The following is a 16503-nucleotide window of genomic DNA, read 5'->3' as shown; positions in this document are numbered from 1 at the left end:
GATATCGCGCCCTTGCCGCTCATATCGCGGCAACGGCGCGACACCGTCACTTGAAGATTTCTTTTGCCTTGGCGAGCATCTCGTTCTGCCGGCGCGAGTCGCTCGTGCCGTAGAGCTTGGCCTCCGAGATCGCCTTGATGTCTGCAGGCAATCCCTCGGTCACTCCGTCGATCACCGGACCGTAACCGAGGCTGGCATAGATCTTCTGCGCAGTCGGCCCCTGAAGGAAATCAAGGTAAAGCTTGGCAGCGTTCGGATGGGGCGCCTTCTTCAAAAGGACGTTGCCGTAAAGGACATAACCGACGCCCTCTTCCGGTATGATGAACTTGACCGGCAGCCCCTTCAAGTCGGACATGTCCGTCAGGATAACGGGCATATAGATCGAATATTCGCCACGCGCCGTACGGCGCTGGGATTCCCGCTGGTCGCGGGTAAAGACGAGCTTCTGTCCGGCGACCTTCTTGAGGTAATCTTCGCCGATCCGGTCATAGGTTGAAAAGAACCACAGGTAACCGGCTCCGATTGCGCGGGGATCGTCGGCGAGAATCTTTCCCTGCCATTTCGGATCGGCGAGATCCTTCCAGCTCTTCGGTTCATCGGCCGGCTTGACGAGCCCGGTATTGACCATGATGCCGTAGGGGATGGTCATGACCGAAGCCATCGGCACCTGTAGCTTGAACTGCGGTTTGATCTTCTGAGAATTCGGCGTCACGGGGAGCGGATCGATGGACTTGTCCTCCGCATCATAGAGCCGCGTCTGCCCTTCGCTGGTGAACATCACGTCCGCGGCAAAGCGACCCGCAGCCTGCTCGACGCGCACGCGCTCACGGATTTCGCTGGCGCGAGCTTCCAGAACCTCGACGGCAATTCCATATTCCTCGGTGAAGGCTTCGGCGATCTTCTTGGTGCTCGGCTGCCCGACAAGCGCGGTGTAAAGGACGACCGTACCTTCTTTTTTGGCCGCCCCGACCACCTTGTCCCACTCGGCATCCTGCGCCTGCACCGGCTGCCACACCGCCGCTGCGACCGCGATTCCGCCTGCGGCCGTCAGAAAACATCGCCTCGACCATTGCCGAATGGCCGCCGCCGTCATCGATCTGTTGCTCGTCACGTGTCTCTCCTCCCTGGAACTGACGACTGAGCGCAATCGCAGGGCCGCGCCCTGCTCTCGACACCGAACTATACGCGGCTCGATCGCCGCCCTCTCCTTCTCCGCTTTGGTGGCGCCGTTTTCCCGACCGGCACCGCCTTATTCTTCCGACATCGACTTTCCCGAGCCATTATCCCGGCGGATACATCGACCGCATAAGAACAGGCTTCCGCTTAACAAACTCCTGCCCCTGGAATCCGCAGGCAAGCCCATGCGTCCGACGACGTATAGCGCTCGCTGGAAGCCAAGTTCCCTCTCCTGCTAGATTGACCTTTTCCCCCGCAGTGGAAAAGCATCATTTTTTTACATTCACTTTTCTCGAAAGCAGAAAGATGAAGCGTGCTAAGCTGGCAGCAGATTTGCACCATAGCGCTGGGTGGGGAGGCCTAAAGCATTGGACACGCTCATCAACATCCGCACCTTTCTCGCGGTCGCCCGCTCCGGAAGCTTCTCCGCAGCCGGCCGTCATCTGGGCGTCGCGCCCTCGGTGGTCACAAAGCGGATCAGCCGGCTCGAGGACCAGATGCGGGTAAAACTGTTTGTTCGTTCGACGCGCCAACTCATTTTGACGGAGGTGGGAGAACGCTACCTGCCGCGCTATCAGTCGCTGGTAAAGGACATCGACGACGCGATCGGCGGCGCCGCAGCGGTCGCGCAGCGGATCGAAGGACATCTGCGCATCAAAGCTCCGACGACGGTGACGATCGCCTTTCTGGCGCGGATCTTGAGCGACTTTCAGCAAGAGAACCCCAACGTGACGATGGATGTTGCTCTGGTCGACCGTTCGGTCAATCCTGCCGAAGAGGGATATGACATCGCGCTTGGCGCACTTCCGGCTTCCTACTCCAACGTGGTCGACGAACCGCTCTGTCCCTACCCCCGCAAACTTTGCGCCGCTCCATCCTATCTGGAGAGCCGCGGCATCCCGAAACACCCGCGCGACCTTGTCGATCACATCTGCCTGACCTTTCATGCCACCGGATCTACCTGGTCGTTCGTGAGCCCCGGCGGACCGGTCGACGTCGAGGTCCGCTCCGCCTTCAGCGCCAACGACACCCAGGTCCTGCACGACTTGGCCTTGCGCGGTCGAGGCGTAGCCATGGTTGCGACCTATGTCGCGGAAGACTCGATCAGAACCGGCAAACTGATCGAACTGCTGCCGGAATATCCTGTCGCCGAACTCTGGCTGAAGGCGCTGATCCCGCAAACCCAGGCCCGTAAGCCGACTGTGAGAGCAGTCATGGAATGGCTTCGGGTTCATATGCACACGGCGCTCGTTCTCGGCGAGAAACCCGCATGAGAAACACTGACCTTTGCCTCCAGGGAAAAGACCAACCCCTTGCAGCTTTCTCGATTCGAGAAAACCGCTAGGACGAAAAAGCGTATTCTCTCCGGCGCCCCTGCCCCTTACCCTTCCACATCGAGGATACGCATCGCCAACGCGTGCTTGCCTTGCGCCGTTCAGCGCATCGCATGGGAGTGAAGTCGGCAACGTCCGGGAAGAGGACGTGTCGACCGGCGAAAACAGGGAGGTCTTGTGTGGTGGATACCGCTGTCGCCCGGCAGCGCTCTGTGCTCTCGCAACTGGGCGCAATCGACTGTGATGTTCATCCCGATGCGCCGCAGCGTTCTGATCTGCTGCCCTACTTCGACGATTATTGGAAGGAGATCGTCACCACTCGAGACGTGGATCGGCTGGAGCTCACCAATTTTCCGACCCGGACAAAGCCGTTCTTCCGCGAAGACTGGAAGGCAGCCGAAGGCAGAGGCGTCGAAAAGCTGCGTCGCAATCTGCTCGATCCGTTCGGCCTCAAATACGCGATCCTGAACTGCGTCACCGGCGTGCATGCGATCTACGATCCGTATCTGGCGGCCGCGGTCTGCCGCGCTACCAACGATTGGCTGAAGGCGGAATGGCTGGACCGGGATCCGCGGTTGCGCGCCTCTCTGGTCCTCCCGATGCAAAATCCGGAAGCCGCCGTCGAAGAGATCGAGCGTTTCGCGAATGACCGGCGCTTTGTCCAGGTCCTTGCGCTCTGCATGGGCGAAATGCCCCTTGGTCGCCGCTATTACTGGCCGATCTACGAGGCCGCCCAACGCCACGGTTTTTCGCTCGGCGTCCATGCCGGCAGCGCCTATCGCCATGCGCCAAGTCAAAGCGGCTTCCTCTCGTATCTCGCCGAAGATTACGTGCACCAGGTTCAGGGTTTTGCGGCCCAGGTCGGCAGCTTCGTCGCCGAAGGCGTGCTCGGCAAATTCCCCGACATGAAGATCGTGCTGATCGAATCCGGCGTCTCCTGGCTGCCCGGCCAGATGTGGCGGATGAGCAAGGACTGGCGCGGCGCACGCATCGAGGTGCCATGGGTCAAGGAGCCGCCGTCGGCGCTGGTCCGGCGTCAGATCCGCATGACGACACAGCCCTTCGACGCGCCTTCCGACCCCGCGGAACTCGAGCGCATCATCGAACATCTCGACGCCGACGACATGCTGCTGTTTTCCACCGACTATCCGCATGCACAGTTTGAAGGCGACGCTGCCATCCCGGACGGCTTCCCTGAGCGGCTGATCGATCGGCTGGCGCGGGAGAACGCGCTTGCCACCTATCCACGACTGGAGGAGCGGCCATGAACCAAGCTGTTCTCGAAAAGGAAACCGGTACAGAAGCCAAACTCGGAATCGTCGACTGCGACATCCATCCGGCGTTCAGCACACCCGACGAGCTTGCGAAATTCCTGCCCCAACGCTGGCGCAACCACCTGGCGGATTACGGCCAGCGAAGCGCCAATCCGCTGGTGGGCACCCTGCCCTATCCGCGCATGACGCCCGGCAACGGCATGCGCCGCGACGCCTGGCCGCCGAATGGCGGGCCGCCGGCCTCGGACCTTTCCTTCCTGCGCGAACAGCTCCTCGATCCGCTCGGCATCGAATACGGGATCCTTCAGCCGCTCGCCGCCGGATCCTCAACGCTCAACCAGGATCTGGGTGCGGCCATGTGCACTGCGGTCAACGACTGGCAGCTCGACAAATGGACCGGTCCGGAACCACGTCTCAAGGCCTCCATTTCCGTTGCCCAGGAAGATGCAACCGCAGCGATCGCCGAGATCGAGGCACGCATCGGCAACAGAAGCTTCGTCCAGATCGCCATCCCGCCCCGCACGATCGAGCCGGCAGGTCGGCGCCGCTACTGGCCGATCTACGAAGTCGCCGAACACTACGACATGCCGATCGGTATGCATTCCGCCGCTTTCGGCTGGCACACCAATAGCGGCGCCGGCTGGCTGAATTTCTATATCGAGGAACACTACGCCTTCTCGCACAGCCTGCAGAGTGTCGTCGCCAGCATGGTTTTCGAAGGTGTCTTCGAGCGTTTTCCCAAACTGAAACTCATTGTCGTCGAGGGTGGTTTTGCCTGGGCGGCACCCTTGATGTGGCGGCTCGACAGACAATGGAATCGGATGCGCTCGGAAGTTCCGCATGTGAAGCGGCCCCCATCCGAATATATCCGGCAAAACGTCTGGTTCACCACCCAGCCGATCGAGGAGCCGGAAAACAACCGCCACCTGCTCGATACGCTGCGCTGGGTCGGGACCGACCGGCTGATGTTCTCGACCGACTATCCGCACTGGGATTTCGACGACCCGCGCTACGCCTTCAAGGTGCCGCTGTCGCCGGCCGAGCGCGAGAAGATCTTTCGCGAAAACGCAAAACAGGTTTACCGCCTGCCTTGATCCTGGGAGTGCCCGCATGAACGAGATGATCCGATCATTGGAAAGCAAGCTGGGGCTTTCGACCGTCGGCGGCATAGACTGCGACCTCCACCCGGCATCGCCAGCAACGAAGACGCTGCTTCCCTACCTTGATGAGTACTGGCGCGAAACCTTCGTCATGCGCGGCGTCGATCGTTTAAGCCTTGCCATGACGTCCTCGCCGCCACGGGCGCCAATCAACGTCCGCTCCGACTGGAAGGCCGAGAGCGGCTTTGCCGGCGATACGCTGGAGGCGGTTCGCGCCCAAGCGCTCGATCCGTTCGGCACGCGACTGGCGATCTGCAATGTCCTGCATGGCGCGATGATCATGCATTCAGACGACATGGCTGCAGCCCTGTGCGGCGCCGCCAACGAATGGCTGGCACGGGAATGGCTCGACAGGGAACCGCGGCTGCGAGGCTCGATCATCGTCTCCGCCCAGAATGCCGAGCTTGCCGTCGCCGAGATCGAGAGACGGGCTGCGGACCACCGTTTCGTGCAGGTCCTGATCCTCGCCCAGAACGACGAGCCGCTCGGTCGCCGCCGTTACTGGCCGATCTACGAGGCGGCCGCCCGCAACCATCTGCCCCTCTGCATCCATGCAGGAGGCAGCAACCGCCATGCGCCCACCGCCACCGGCTGGCCGAGCTATTTCGTCGAATCCTATGTGGCGCAGGCATCGATTTTCGAAAGCCAGTTGTTGAGCCTCGTCGCCGAAGGGGTCTTCCAAAAGGTGCCGGACCTCAAGGTGGTCTTCGCCGAAAGCGGTTTCACATGGCTGCCGTCCTTCTTCTGGCGGGCCGACAAGACCTGGCGTGGCGTGCGTGCCGAAACGCCGTGGCTGACGGAACAGCCGAGCGATATCGTCAAGCGGCATGTCCGCTTCACGCTGCAACCCATCGAAGCTCCGCCGGACCAGGACGCGCTCGCCCGCACGCTCGAACACATCGACTGCGACGACATCCTGCTCTTCTCGACAGATTATCCGCATGCGCAGTTCGAGGGCTTGAACGCCCTGCCGGTCGCCTTTGGCGAGACGCTTGCCAAGAAGATCCTGATCGACAATCCGCTTGCCACCTATCCGCGGATCGCCGCGGATTTTTAACGAGGAGGTCGCGAAATGACGGAAACCGGCACATTGGAACGCCCGGTCGAGACGAAGGCCAAATACAATCTGATCGACTGCGACATCCATCCGTCGATGAAGACGCCGGCGGAAATACAGCCCTATCTGTCGCAGCGTTGGCGGGATCATCTCGCGACCTATGGCGGCCATACGCGCCAGGGATTGTCGGAAACGCTCTCCCATCCGCGCATGGTGCCGGAAGTCTCGCGCGTCGATAGCTGGCCTCCGTCGGGAGGCCCGCCGGGCTCCGACCTGCCCTTCCTGCGCGAACAGCATCTCGACAACCTCGGCATCGATATCGGCGTCCTCGTGCCGCTGCGCTTTAATGCCAGCGGCCAACGCCATCCCGATTTTGCCATCGCCATCGCCACCGCCATCAACGACTGGCAGGTCGGCAAGTTTTTGGATCCAGAACCCCGTCTGCGCGGATCGATCATCGCCACGCAGGAAGATCCGGCCAATGCCGTCGCGGAGATCAATCGGCGCGCTTCGGACAAGCGCTTCGTGCAGGTCCTGCTGCCGCCGCGCTCCATTGAGCCCCTGGGGAAACGCCGCCACTGGCCGATCTTCGAGGCTGCCGTCAGACATAGCCTGCCGTTATCGCTGCATGTCGGCGGCGTCGGCGGACACCAGGCGACCGGCGCCGGCTGGCCTTCCTATTATCTCGAAGAACATCACAGCCAGGTGCAGACCATGCAGGCGGTGATCGCAAGCCTCATCTTCGAAGGCGTCTTCGAACATTTCCCGGAACTGAAAATCTCCTTCGTCGAAGGCGGCTTCTCCTGGGTGCCGTCATTCGGGTGGCGGATGGACAAGGCCTGGCAAACGATGCGCGACGAGGTCCCGCATGTGAAGCGTCCGCCGTCCGGATATCTGCGGCAGAACGTCTGGTTCACCACCCAGCCGATGGAGGAGCCGAACCCGGCGAAGAACCTGGCCGATACACTGAGGTGGATCGGAACCGACCGGCTGATGTTCTCGACCGACTATCCCCATTGGGATTTCGACGATCCCCGCTTTGCCTTCAAGGTGCCGCTCACGGCGATCGAAAAGGCGGCAATCTTCGCCGGAAATGCTGTCAACTTCTATGGATTGAACTGAGAATGGCTCGTCACGTCGTCGCCAAGGTCGATGAACTCGATATCGGCAAGTCCAAGCTGGTGAAAGTCGCCGGCCGCGACATCGCCCTCTTCAACGTCAAGGGCGAATTCTTCGCCATCGCCAATCGCTGCCCGCACGAGGGCGCCGATCTCTGCCGCGGCCAGGTGGTGGGCCTCGCCGAATCCGATGAACCCGGCCACTACCGCATGACGCGGCACGGCGAACTGGTGCGCTGCCCCTGGCACGGTTGGGAATTCGACATTCGCACGGGAAAGTCCTGGTGCGACCCGGCCCGCACCCGTGTCAAGAGCTTCGACGTCTCCGTCGCAAAAGGCGGAGCGCTCGCGGAGGGTCCTTATCAGGCCGAGGTCTTTCCGGTTTCCATCGATGAGGACTACGTCATCGTGGAGATCTGAACACAGACTGCAAGATAGCGAAGATTCTAGGGAGGAGAAAATGTCGCTTATCCGTCAATTGGCAGCCCTTGCGGTTGCCGCGTTGATCGCAAATCCGGCCTTGGCGCAAGATGCCGAATGGGACAAGGTGGTGGAGGCCGCCAAGAAGGAAGGCACCGTCACCGTCTACAATTCGCAGCTCGGCGCCCCGAACTTCGTAGCGGTGACCGAGTCCTTTCAGAAGAAATACGGCATCAAGGTCGAATCCCTCGATGTCCGCGCCAGCGAACTCACCGAGCGCCTGCGCTCCGAGCATGCCGCCGGACGCTATCTGGCCGACATCCAGATGCACTCCGCCAATTCGATCGAAACGGGCAAGACCCAAGGCATCCTGGTCGAGCCTCTGGGCAAGATACCGAACGTCGCCAATATCCGCGACGACATGAAGAAGGAAGTCACCGCCGACCATGTGCCGGGTTTCCTGCAGGCCTACGGCATCCTGGTGAATACCGGACTTGTGAAGCCCGAGGACGAACCGAAGAGCTGGAAGGACCTCGCCGACCCCAGATGGAAGGGCAAGATCCTGTCCGATGACATGCGCCCGCTGGGGTCCGGCGGCACCATGTTCGTGGTCTTCAACAAGACTTACGGACAGGCCTTTAACGAGAAGCTCGCCGAGAACAAGCCGGTCTTCAGCCGCGATCTGCGCAATGACGCGCGGCGCGTCGCCCGCGGCGAATATCCGGTCTATATCCCGCAGATGTTCGCCTTTGCCAATGATCTGAAGGGCCTGCCGATCAAGGTGATCGTGCCGGAGGAAGGCGTACCCTATGTATCGATCCACTTCGCGATCATGAAGAACGCACCGCATCCGAATGCCGCCAAACTCTTCATCAACCACTTCCTCGACATGGAGCAGCAGGTTACCTACGCCAAGGCCTGGATGCTGCCAGTCGCCAAGGGCGTCGAGGATCAACTCGATCCGGAATCGAAACGCTTTGCGAGCGCCAAGCTGCTCGGCACCCGCGAGATGAACGAATACGGTCCGCTGATGGAGCTGGCGAAAAAGATCTATCCCTGACCCTCCTCCCAGGGCACCTGCCCCGGCGGCTCCGGCTGCCGGGGCCTTTTTGCGTTCGCCTCAACATCCGGCGAGAATTTGTTCCCGAATGCGCGGGGGAAGAAATTCCTGTCTGTGCGGGAAGAAAATTCGCTGCCAATATGCTGCCGAAAGACCGCACCGAGGAGCCAACCATGACGATCGCCAACCTATCCCGACGCACTCTTTTGCAGGCAGGCGCTGGCTTGCTCGCCTCGACCGCCTTGCCGACGCTGGCGCGCGCTCAAGATGCTCCCTCGGGCGGCCGGCTGATCGTCGCGGCGGATTCGGAACCGAAGAATCTCAATCCGGCGATCGTCGCCTCGAACGGCGTCTTCTTCATCGCGAGCAAGGTTATCGAGCCGCTGGCGGAGGCCTCTTTCGAGGGCAAGGACGGGCTTTCGCCGCGCCTTGCGACCTCATGGGAAGGATCGGCGGACGGGAAATCGGTGACGTTCAAGCTGCGCGAAGGCGTGAAATGGCACGACGGCAAGCCGTTCACCTCCGCCGATGTCGCCTATTCGGCGCTCAACATCTGGAAGCCGCTGCAAAATCTCGGCCGCCTCGTCTTCGCCAATCTCGAAGCGGTCGACACGCCGGATGCGGCGACCGCCGTTTTCCGCTTCTCAAAGCCGACGCCCTTCCAGCTGATCCGCAATGCCCTCCCGGTAGTCAGCAGCGTCGTACCGAAACACCTCTACGAAGGCACCGACATCGCCACTAATCCTGCCAATGTAAAGCTCGTCGGCACCGGCCCGTTCAAGTTCACGGAATACAAGCCGGGGGAATATTATCGCCTGACGAGGAATGCCGACTACTGGAACAAAGGCGAACCGAAGCTGGACGAGGTGATCTTCCGCGTTCTGCCGGATCGCGCCGGCGCAGGCGCGGCGCTGGAAGCGGAAGAGATCCAGCTCGCCGCCTTCTCGGCCATACCGCTCACCGATCTCGCCCGCATTTCCAAGGTGCCGGGTATCAAGGTCATCTCCAAGGGCTACGAAGCACTGACTTACCAGCTTGTGGTGGAGATCAACCACCGCCGCAAGGAACTCGCCGATCTCAAGGTGCGCCAGGCAATCGCGCATGCCATCGACAAAAAGTTTGTCGTCGACACCATCTTCCTCGGCTATGCGGCTGCCTCGACCGGGCCAGTGCCGAAGAACGCCCCGGAATTCTACGACGCCAGCGTGCCGGCCTATGATTTCGACGTCGCCAAGGCCAATGCCCTGCTTGACGAAGCCGGTTATCCGAAAGGCGCCGACGGCAACCGCCTCTCGCTCAAGCTGCGCCCGGCTCCCTATTTCAACGAGACCAAACAGTTCGGCGCCTATCTTCGCCAGGCGCTCGCCGCAATCGGCATCGATGCGCAACTCGTCAATGCGGATTCCGCTGCTCACCAGAAAGCGGTCTACACGGACCACGATTTCGATCTCGCAGTCGCTCCGCCGGTTTTCCGCGGCGATCCGGCAATCTCGACGACAATTCTCGTGAAGTCCGGCACCCCCGCCGGAGTGCCCTTCTCCAACCAGGGCGGCTACGCCAACAAGGAACTGGACGACGTCATCTCCGAGGCGGCAGAGACGGTCGACACCAAGGCCCGCACCGACCTCTACAAGCAGTTCCAGAGATTGGTCGCCACCGACTTGCCATTGATCAACGTCGCCGAGTGGGGCTTCATCACCGTGGCGCGCGACAGCGTGCTCAACGTCTCCAACAATCCGCGCTGGGCAGTCTCCAACTGGGCGGATACGGCGCTGCAATCGTGATAGGTTCGGATTTCAAAAAACGAGTCCAAAGGCCTTCCGCAGCGTGAACCGTGCCCTTCGATTGATCAGGCGACGCGCGATCAGCAGCATTCCGGTGCTGCTGATCGTCATCGTCCTGACTTTCCTGCTGCTCGAATCCGCCTCCGGCGACGCCGTGGACGCCTATCTGCTGTCTATCGGCGGCGGGGATGCGACAGTGGCGCAATCGCTGCGCCAGGCCTACGGCCTCGACCAGTCCATGCTCGCCCGTCTCTGGCTCTACATCTCTTCGCTCTCACGACTTGACCTCGGCTGGTCCGTCGCCTTCGACCGGCCGGTCCTCCTCCTCGTTCTCGAACGCCTGCCTAATACCCTGCTCCTGATGGGAAGCGCCACCGCGCTTGCCTTTGGGCTCGGTTCCGCACTTGGCATCGTCGCCGGTGCAAAGCCAGAAAGCGCAAGCGACAGAGTGCTTTCCACCGTTTCCCTGATTCTCTACGCGATCCCGAGCTTCTGGCTCGGCCTGGTGCTCAGCATCGTCTTTGCCGTTCAGCTTCGCTGGCTGCCGACTTCCGGGATCGAAACGATCGCCTCCGGCAAGACCGGCCTCACCCGCGCCGCCGATATCGCGTCCCATCTCGTGCTGCCGGTCGGGGCATTGGCGCTAATCTATACGGCGCTTTTCCTGCGGGTGATGCGTGCCGGGATGGCCGATGTCTGGGCGCTGGATTTCGTGCTCTTCGCCCGCTCCAAGGGTCTGTCCCGCAGCCGCATCGTGCTGCGCCACGTTGCCCGCAACGCGCTCCTGCCGCTCGTCACCATGCTCGGCCTTCAGTCGGCAGCCATGCTCGGCGGCAGCGTCGTCATCGAGAGCATTTTTGCGGTACCCGGCTTCGGCAGGCTGGCTCAGGAAGCGGTGAGCGGTCGCGATGCGCCGCTTCTGATGGGTATCATCCTTGTCAGCGCAGTGCTGGTCATCTGCATCAACCTCGTGATCGACCTCCTTTACGCCGCACTCGATCCACGCGTCGGCGCCTCGGAGCCGGCAGCATGAGGCGGATTCGAAATCTCATGAAAACGCCGGAAGGTATGGCCGGGTTTGGCATTTTGGCCACGCTGATACTCGTCGCGCTGTTCGCACCGGTGCTGTCGCCCGGTGATCCTCTGCGCATTGCGGGCGACCCGTTGCTGGCGCCCTTCGTCGATCCCGCCTTCCCGCTCGGCACGGATCGACTCGGCCGGGATGTACTCGCCGGCATCATACATGGAACCCGCACCTCGCTTGCGGTCGGCATTGCGGCGGCCATTGCTGCCATTGCCATCGGCCTCTGTGTCGGGCTGGCGGCCGGCTTTGCCGGCGGGCTCGTCGAAGAGGCGCTGATGCGGGTGGTCGACGCCTTCCAGATCGTGCCGAGCTTCCTCCTGGCGCTTGCCTTCGTCAGCGTCATCGGCGCCTCCGTTCCCGTCGTGGTGCTGGCAATCGCTTTGGGCGCATGGGCCGACCCGGCCCGGCTGACCAGGGCGCAGGTGCTTTCGATCCGGGAAAGGGACTACGTCGCCGCCGCCCGGGTGATCGGCATGCATCCGGTCGAGATCGCCTGGAAGGAAATCCTGCCGAACGCCCTGCCGCCGGTGCTGGCGCTGTCGGCGATCATCGTCGCTGCCGCGATCCTCACGGAGGCCGCACTTTCCTTTCTGGGCCTGGGTGATCCCAATATCGTCACCTGGGGTTCGATGATTGCCGAAGGCCGCAATGTCCTGCGCTCGTCGCCGTCGCTGTCGATCTTTCCGGGCATCGCTCTAGTGGTGACGGTTATCGGCGTCTATCTGCTCAGTGAGGGCTTCGGGAAAACGCTCGCCGGGAGCGAGGCATGAGCGCGCTTTGCGAAATCAGAGAGCTCGAGGTCGCCTATCGAGGCAATTCCGTGCCCGCGCTGACGAATATCGATCTCGATATCCACGCCGGCGAGCGGCTGGCAATCATCGGCGAAAGCGGGTCCGGCAAGAGTACGCTTGCGCGAACAATTGCAAGGCTTCTGCCGGCTGGCGCGAGGGTGCGCGGAGAGATGCGCTGGTCCATCGGCCAGGTGCCGCTTCCCGGCCGGGACTTAGGATTCGTCTTCCAGGACCCCTCCGCAAGCCTCAACCCCGTGCTGACGATCGGCGAACAGGTGGCCGAAGGCGCGCGCCGCCATCTCGGACTGACCTGGAGAACTGCCTATGAGCGGGCTCTCGACATGCTGGAACGAGTCCGGATTCCCGATCCGGCAAAAGTGTTGAAGGCTTTCCCGCATCAGCTTTCCGGTGGACAAAGGCAGCGGGTGGCGATCGCGGCCGCTCTCGCGGCCGGGCCCGGCATTCTGATCGCGGACGAAGTAACCAGCGCGCTCGACATGATCGTCCAGGCCGAAATCGTCTCGCTCCTCGACGAATTGGTTCGCGAAGCCGGGATGACGCTGATCTTCATCACCCACGACATCGCGCTTGCGTCTGGCTTTGCAGACCGGGTGGCAATCTTTAGGGACGGCGGATTGGTCGAGGCCGGACCAACCGGGGCCATCCTCACCTCGCCGAAGGATGTCTATACCAGGGCGCTGCTTGCCAGCCATCGGGATCTCTCCACACCCCCTCTCATCCGCGAGGCGACGTCCTGATGTTGCTCGATATCGCAAACCTCTCGAAACGCTTCTCCTCCGGCGGCCGCGACGTGGCGGCGCTGAACGATGTTTCGTTGACGCTCGACCCCGGAGAGACGCTTGGTCTCGTCGGTGCGTCGGGAAGCGGAAAATCGACGCTCGCCCGCATTCTCCTGCGGCTGACGTCCGCCGATGCAGGCAGTATCCGGTTTGAAGGGAAAGACTGGCTGGCGCTTTCGGGCGCTGAACTGCGCCGCCGTCGCGCAAAAATGCAGATGGTGTTTCAGGACGTGCTCGGCGCCTTCAATCCCCGCGCCACCGTCGCCTCGGTCCTGGGCGACCCGCTGCGGATCCACGATATCGTCCCGAAGGTGGAGAGGCCGAGGGAGATAGCGACCCTGCTCGAACGGGTCGGACTGCCGGCAAGTTACGCTAGCCGCTCGATCCGCGAGGTTTCAGGCGGTCAGCGGCAGCGGATCGCGATAGCCAGAGCGATCGCCACGCGGCCATCCCTGATCGTGCTTGACGAGGCCGTCTCGGCGCTCGATGTCTCCATCCGCGGAAAGATCCTCGAACTCCTGGTCGAACTGCAGCAGGAGCGCGGCATCGCCTGCCTCTTCGTTTCCCACGACCTTGCGGTGCTGCGGGCCGTCTCCCACCGCATCGCAGTCATGGAAGCCGGCCGACTGGTGGAAATCGCCTCCGCTCGCCAGGTGATCGAAAATCCGCAATCGTCCGCCGCGCGGGCGCTGATCGCCGCCGTGCCGCGTCTCGTCACCGGAATGCCAGAGAGACCCCATCATGACGTTTGAATCGTGGAACCCGCTCAACGATCCGCCCGCATTTCCCGCAGCGCGCTATGGCGCCGTCGCCGATCGGTTGAAGAACATCCTGAAGACACGGATGGATGTGCTGCTCATCCAGGCGGAAGCCGTCGTGGCGCTGGAGGCGGCGGCTGCCAGCGTCGCGCGGCCCGGCATGAAGGTCCTCAACATCGTTACGAGCCTTTACGGCGCCTGGATCGGCAACTGGCTGAGACGTGCCGGTGCCGAGGTGATCGAACTCAGGGCCGAACCGGCGCGCCCCATCGATGCGGCGGCCGTCGAAGCGAACCTCAAGGTTCATCCGGACATTGCGGTCCTGTCACTCGTCCATGCGGAATCGGCGAGCGGCATCCGCAATCCGCTCGAGGAGATCATGCTGCTTGCGCGTGCCCGCGGTATAGTGACGATCGTCGATGCGGTCGCTTCCGTCGGCGGCCATGCCTTGAACGTCGATGAGCTCGGCATCGACGTCGCCGTGATCGGCGCTCAGAAATCGCTGGCTGGCCCGGCCGGCATTTCCGCCATGTCGATCAGCCCCGCCGCCTGGAAACTGATTTCTCAAGAAGGCGGACCAAGGGATTCCATTCTTTCGCTTTTCGACCAGAGGGCATGGCTCGAAACCGGCCGCGGCCAATTGCCCGGGACGGCGGCGCCGCTGGAATTCTTCGCGCTCGAGGCGGCGCTGGATCGGGTGGAGGCAGAGGGCCTGGAGCAGATGATCGCCCGGCATGTCCGGGCTGCCCGGGCAACTCGAGCAGCACTGGCCGCCATGGGAGCCGAGCTGTGGGTCCCTCCCGCCGGACGTTCCAATCTGGTCACCACGGCCAGGCTGCCTGCGGGTGCCGATACCTCCGCCTTGCTGGCTGTCGCGCCCGGCGTCATGGAGCTCTCTGCCGGGGTCGGCCCTGGCGCCGAACGGCTCATCCGGCTGAACCATACCGGCCGCCGCGCCCGCTTCGACAGCGTGCTCGGCAATGTCACGGCCTTCGGCATGGGTCTGAGGCGCCTCGGCTTCAAGGCGGATATCGCCGCAGCCGTCGATGCGGTCTCCCTCCACTACGGCGACTGACCGGGCCGACATCTCGTAAGGCACGCGGCCGGACGAAAATTTACATCCCGGCGTCGCTCAGCCAGTTGCGAGCGATCGTCTCGTCCTCCCACCCGATCCCGTGGTTGGCATCGAGTTTCATCGCGGTGACCTCCGCACCGGCAGTCCGCAGCCGCTCCTCCAGTTCCTCCGCGAGAGATCCGTAGAAATCGTCCGTGGCGCTCAATGAAAGAACCTTGCTGCCGGAAAGAACAACGGACGGTTTCTCTTCCAGGCAGTTCATCGAACGCAGCAGCACCGCCTTGCGGATCAGTTTCGGATGAAGCTGCATGACCGCGCCGATCATGTTGCCGCCGTTCGACCAGCCTGCAAAAGCCGTACGGTCGGGATCGACGCCATAGGCCGGCCCCAGTTCCTGCACGAAGGCCGCGAAAGCTTCCGCTTCGGATACGATCTCCCTCTGGTCGAACGTCGTTTGGCTAAAGCGGCGGAAGTAACGGGGATGTCCCTCGTCGGTCGACCGTCCCCGGATCCCGATCAGCATCGCATTCGGCGCAGCGCTGCGGCCGAAGGGAAGCATTGTCGTCTCGTTGCCGCCCGTTCCATGCATCACGATCAGTGTGGAACCGTCCCACGTTTCGGGCATGTGGATACGATGCACGAAAGGCAGGTCGCGATAGATGATGCGCTCCTCTCCCGGCAGGCCGAATTGCGGCAGCATGACCCGGAGCACCTCATGGTCTTCCTTGAAATGCGCCGGAATGAAAAGACGGCTGCCAAGCGTTTCCAGAGGTTCGTCGGCCGTGAAACCCGGCCCGTCGGTTGCCAATTCGATCAGCGTTCCGGCAGGCTCACGCACATAGAGCGAATAGAAATAATGGCGGTCGTGCATGTTCATCTCGCCGCTGCTTTCCGCTTCCAGCGCCGAATACACCGCCTCCACCCGTGCCCGGTCAGGCGCCCGGAAGGCGATATGATCGATCGTTCCTGTGCCCGGAGCCGCGGTCCAGAAGCCGCCCGCATCGCGGACATCGACGATGTCCTGCGCCTCCGAGGTGAGCCGCTGGATAGTGCCCTCCTTCGGTCCAGGCGTAAGTCCCATGTGACGCGCCAGGAAATCCGCCGTCGCCGCCGGCTTTTCCGATAGGATTGTCACGCCGCGCAGTCTGCGGATCGCGTCAGCCTCGGCAATGCCGCCGCCGGCCCACCAGATCCAGGGCGCGGCTTCCTCGACCCCAACCAGTTTCACGATAATGCCGTCAGGATCCGTCAGCCGCAGAACCGGTTCGCCAAACTCCTGTGTGGGGCCGCTGAGCTTGACATTGTACTGCAGTGCCCGCGTCAGCCAGAAACCGATCGCGTCCGGCGCGATCGAAAAGCTGATTTCGCTCGGCGCGCCATGGCCTACCCGGCCGAGCGATCCGTCCTCCCAGGCAAGAAACGTCACCAATGAGCCGGGAGATGCGCCGCCGTCACCGTAGAAGAGGTGAAGCTGACGCGCATCCTCGAAACCCGCCGTCCGCTTTACGAGCCTCAGACCGAGGAAACCCACGTAGAAATCGACATTGGCCTGGATCTTCCGGGTTATCGCCGTGACGTGATGAAGGCCGCTGGTCATGCGTATTCTCCCGCC

Annotated in this window: 15 protein-coding genes; 13 read left to right on the top strand and 2 right to left on the bottom strand. The window is 62.4% G+C overall.

All coding sequences use genetic code 11. The features are described from left to right. Window positions 1–46: 46 nt before the first annotated feature. Window positions 47–1111, bottom strand: coding sequence for an extracellular solute-binding protein (locus EDE05_RS19095; protein WP_132412787.1), 1065 nt, complete (start codon window positions 1109–1111; stop codon window positions 47–49). Between the two features lie 433 nt (window positions 1112–1544). On the opposite strand from EDE05_RS19095, the gene EDE05_RS19090 reads away from it, so the two are divergent. The 13 genes from EDE05_RS19090 (at window position 1545) to EDE05_RS19030 (ending at window position 14891) form a co-directional block, all read left to right on the top strand. Further along, window positions 1545–2450, top strand: a complete 906-nt coding sequence (locus EDE05_RS19090) for a LysR family transcriptional regulator (protein ID WP_112801279.1) — start codon at window positions 1545–1547, stop codon at window positions 2448–2450. Between the two features lie 239 nt (window positions 2451–2689). Further along, on the top strand, window positions 2690–3778 hold the full coding sequence (locus EDE05_RS19085) for an amidohydrolase family protein (RefSeq protein WP_348631329.1): 1089 nt from the start codon (window positions 2690–2692) through the stop codon (window positions 3776–3778). Continuing rightward, window positions 3775–4878 carry an amidohydrolase family protein gene (locus EDE05_RS19080; protein WP_112801277.1) on the top strand — a complete coding sequence of 368 codons (1104 nt, stop codon included), beginning with the start codon at window positions 3775–3777 and terminating at the stop codon, window positions 4876–4878. Before EDE05_RS19085 ends, EDE05_RS19080 begins: the two co-directional genes overlap by 4 nt. Before the next feature lie 16 nt (window positions 4879–4894). Beyond that, the gene (locus EDE05_RS19075; RefSeq protein ID WP_132412785.1) at window positions 4895–6001 is read left to right on the top strand and encodes an amidohydrolase family protein; all 1107 of its coding nucleotides are present in this window, start codon (window positions 4895–4897) and stop codon (window positions 5999–6001) included. Window positions 6002–6016: 15 nt separating this feature from the next. Next, on the top strand, window positions 6017–7123 hold the full coding sequence (locus EDE05_RS19070) for an amidohydrolase family protein (protein WP_112801274.1): 1107 nt from the start codon (window positions 6017–6019) through the stop codon (window positions 7121–7123). A gap of 2 nt (window positions 7124–7125) precedes the next feature. After that, complete coding sequence (locus EDE05_RS19065; protein WP_112801271.1) at window positions 7126–7539, top strand: Rieske (2Fe-2S) protein; 414 nt, start codon at window positions 7126–7128, stop codon at window positions 7537–7539. 40 nt (window positions 7540–7579) lie between these two features. Next, window positions 7580–8599: an extracellular solute-binding protein gene (locus EDE05_RS19060; RefSeq protein WP_112801269.1), complete on the top strand. Its 1020-nt coding sequence runs from the start codon at window positions 7580–7582 to the stop codon at window positions 8597–8599. 173 nt (window positions 8600–8772) lie between these two features. Further along, the gene (locus tag EDE05_RS19055) at window positions 8773–10383 is read left to right on the top strand and encodes an ABC transporter substrate-binding protein (RefSeq protein WP_112801330.1); all 1611 of its coding nucleotides are present in this window, start codon (window positions 8773–8775) and stop codon (window positions 10381–10383) included. 43 nt (window positions 10384–10426) lie between these two features. Next, window positions 10427–11416, top strand: coding sequence for an ABC transporter permease (locus tag EDE05_RS19050; RefSeq protein ID WP_112801267.1), 990 nt, complete (start codon window positions 10427–10429; stop codon window positions 11414–11416). Further along, entirely contained in the window at window positions 11413–12237 is an 825-nt protein-coding gene (locus EDE05_RS19045; protein ID WP_112801265.1) for an ABC transporter permease, read from the top strand. The genes EDE05_RS19050 and EDE05_RS19045 overlap by 4 nt, the downstream gene beginning before the upstream one ends. Continuing rightward, on the top strand, window positions 12234–13016 hold the full coding sequence (locus EDE05_RS19040; protein ID WP_112801263.1) for an ABC transporter ATP-binding protein: 783 nt from the start codon (window positions 12234–12236) through the stop codon (window positions 13014–13016). The genes EDE05_RS19045 and EDE05_RS19040 overlap by 4 nt, the downstream gene beginning before the upstream one ends. Further along, window positions 13016–13810, top strand: coding sequence for an ATP-binding cassette domain-containing protein (locus EDE05_RS19035; RefSeq protein ID WP_132412779.1), 795 nt, complete (start codon window positions 13016–13018; stop codon window positions 13808–13810). Before EDE05_RS19040 ends, EDE05_RS19035 begins: the two co-directional genes overlap by 1 nt. After that, the gene (locus EDE05_RS19030; protein ID WP_112801261.1) at window positions 13800–14891 is read left to right on the top strand and encodes an aminotransferase class V-fold PLP-dependent enzyme; all 1092 of its coding nucleotides are present in this window, start codon (window positions 13800–13802) and stop codon (window positions 14889–14891) included. Before EDE05_RS19035 ends, EDE05_RS19030 begins: the two co-directional genes overlap by 11 nt. 40 nt (window positions 14892–14931) lie before the next feature. On the opposite strand, the gene EDE05_RS19025 is transcribed toward EDE05_RS19030, so the two are convergent. Beyond that, window positions 14932–16488, bottom strand: a complete 1557-nt coding sequence (locus EDE05_RS19025; protein WP_112801260.1) for a VOC family protein — start codon at window positions 16486–16488, stop codon at window positions 14932–14934. Window positions 16489–16503: the final 15 nt, after the last annotated feature.

Origin of the sequence: Neorhizobium sp. R1-B, from assembly GCF_004368875.1 — a bacterium.
GTDB classification, from domain to species: domain Bacteria; phylum Pseudomonadota; class Alphaproteobacteria; order Rhizobiales; family Rhizobiaceae; genus Neorhizobium; species Neorhizobium huautlense.
This window is presented reverse-complemented; position numbering and strand designations above follow the sequence as displayed.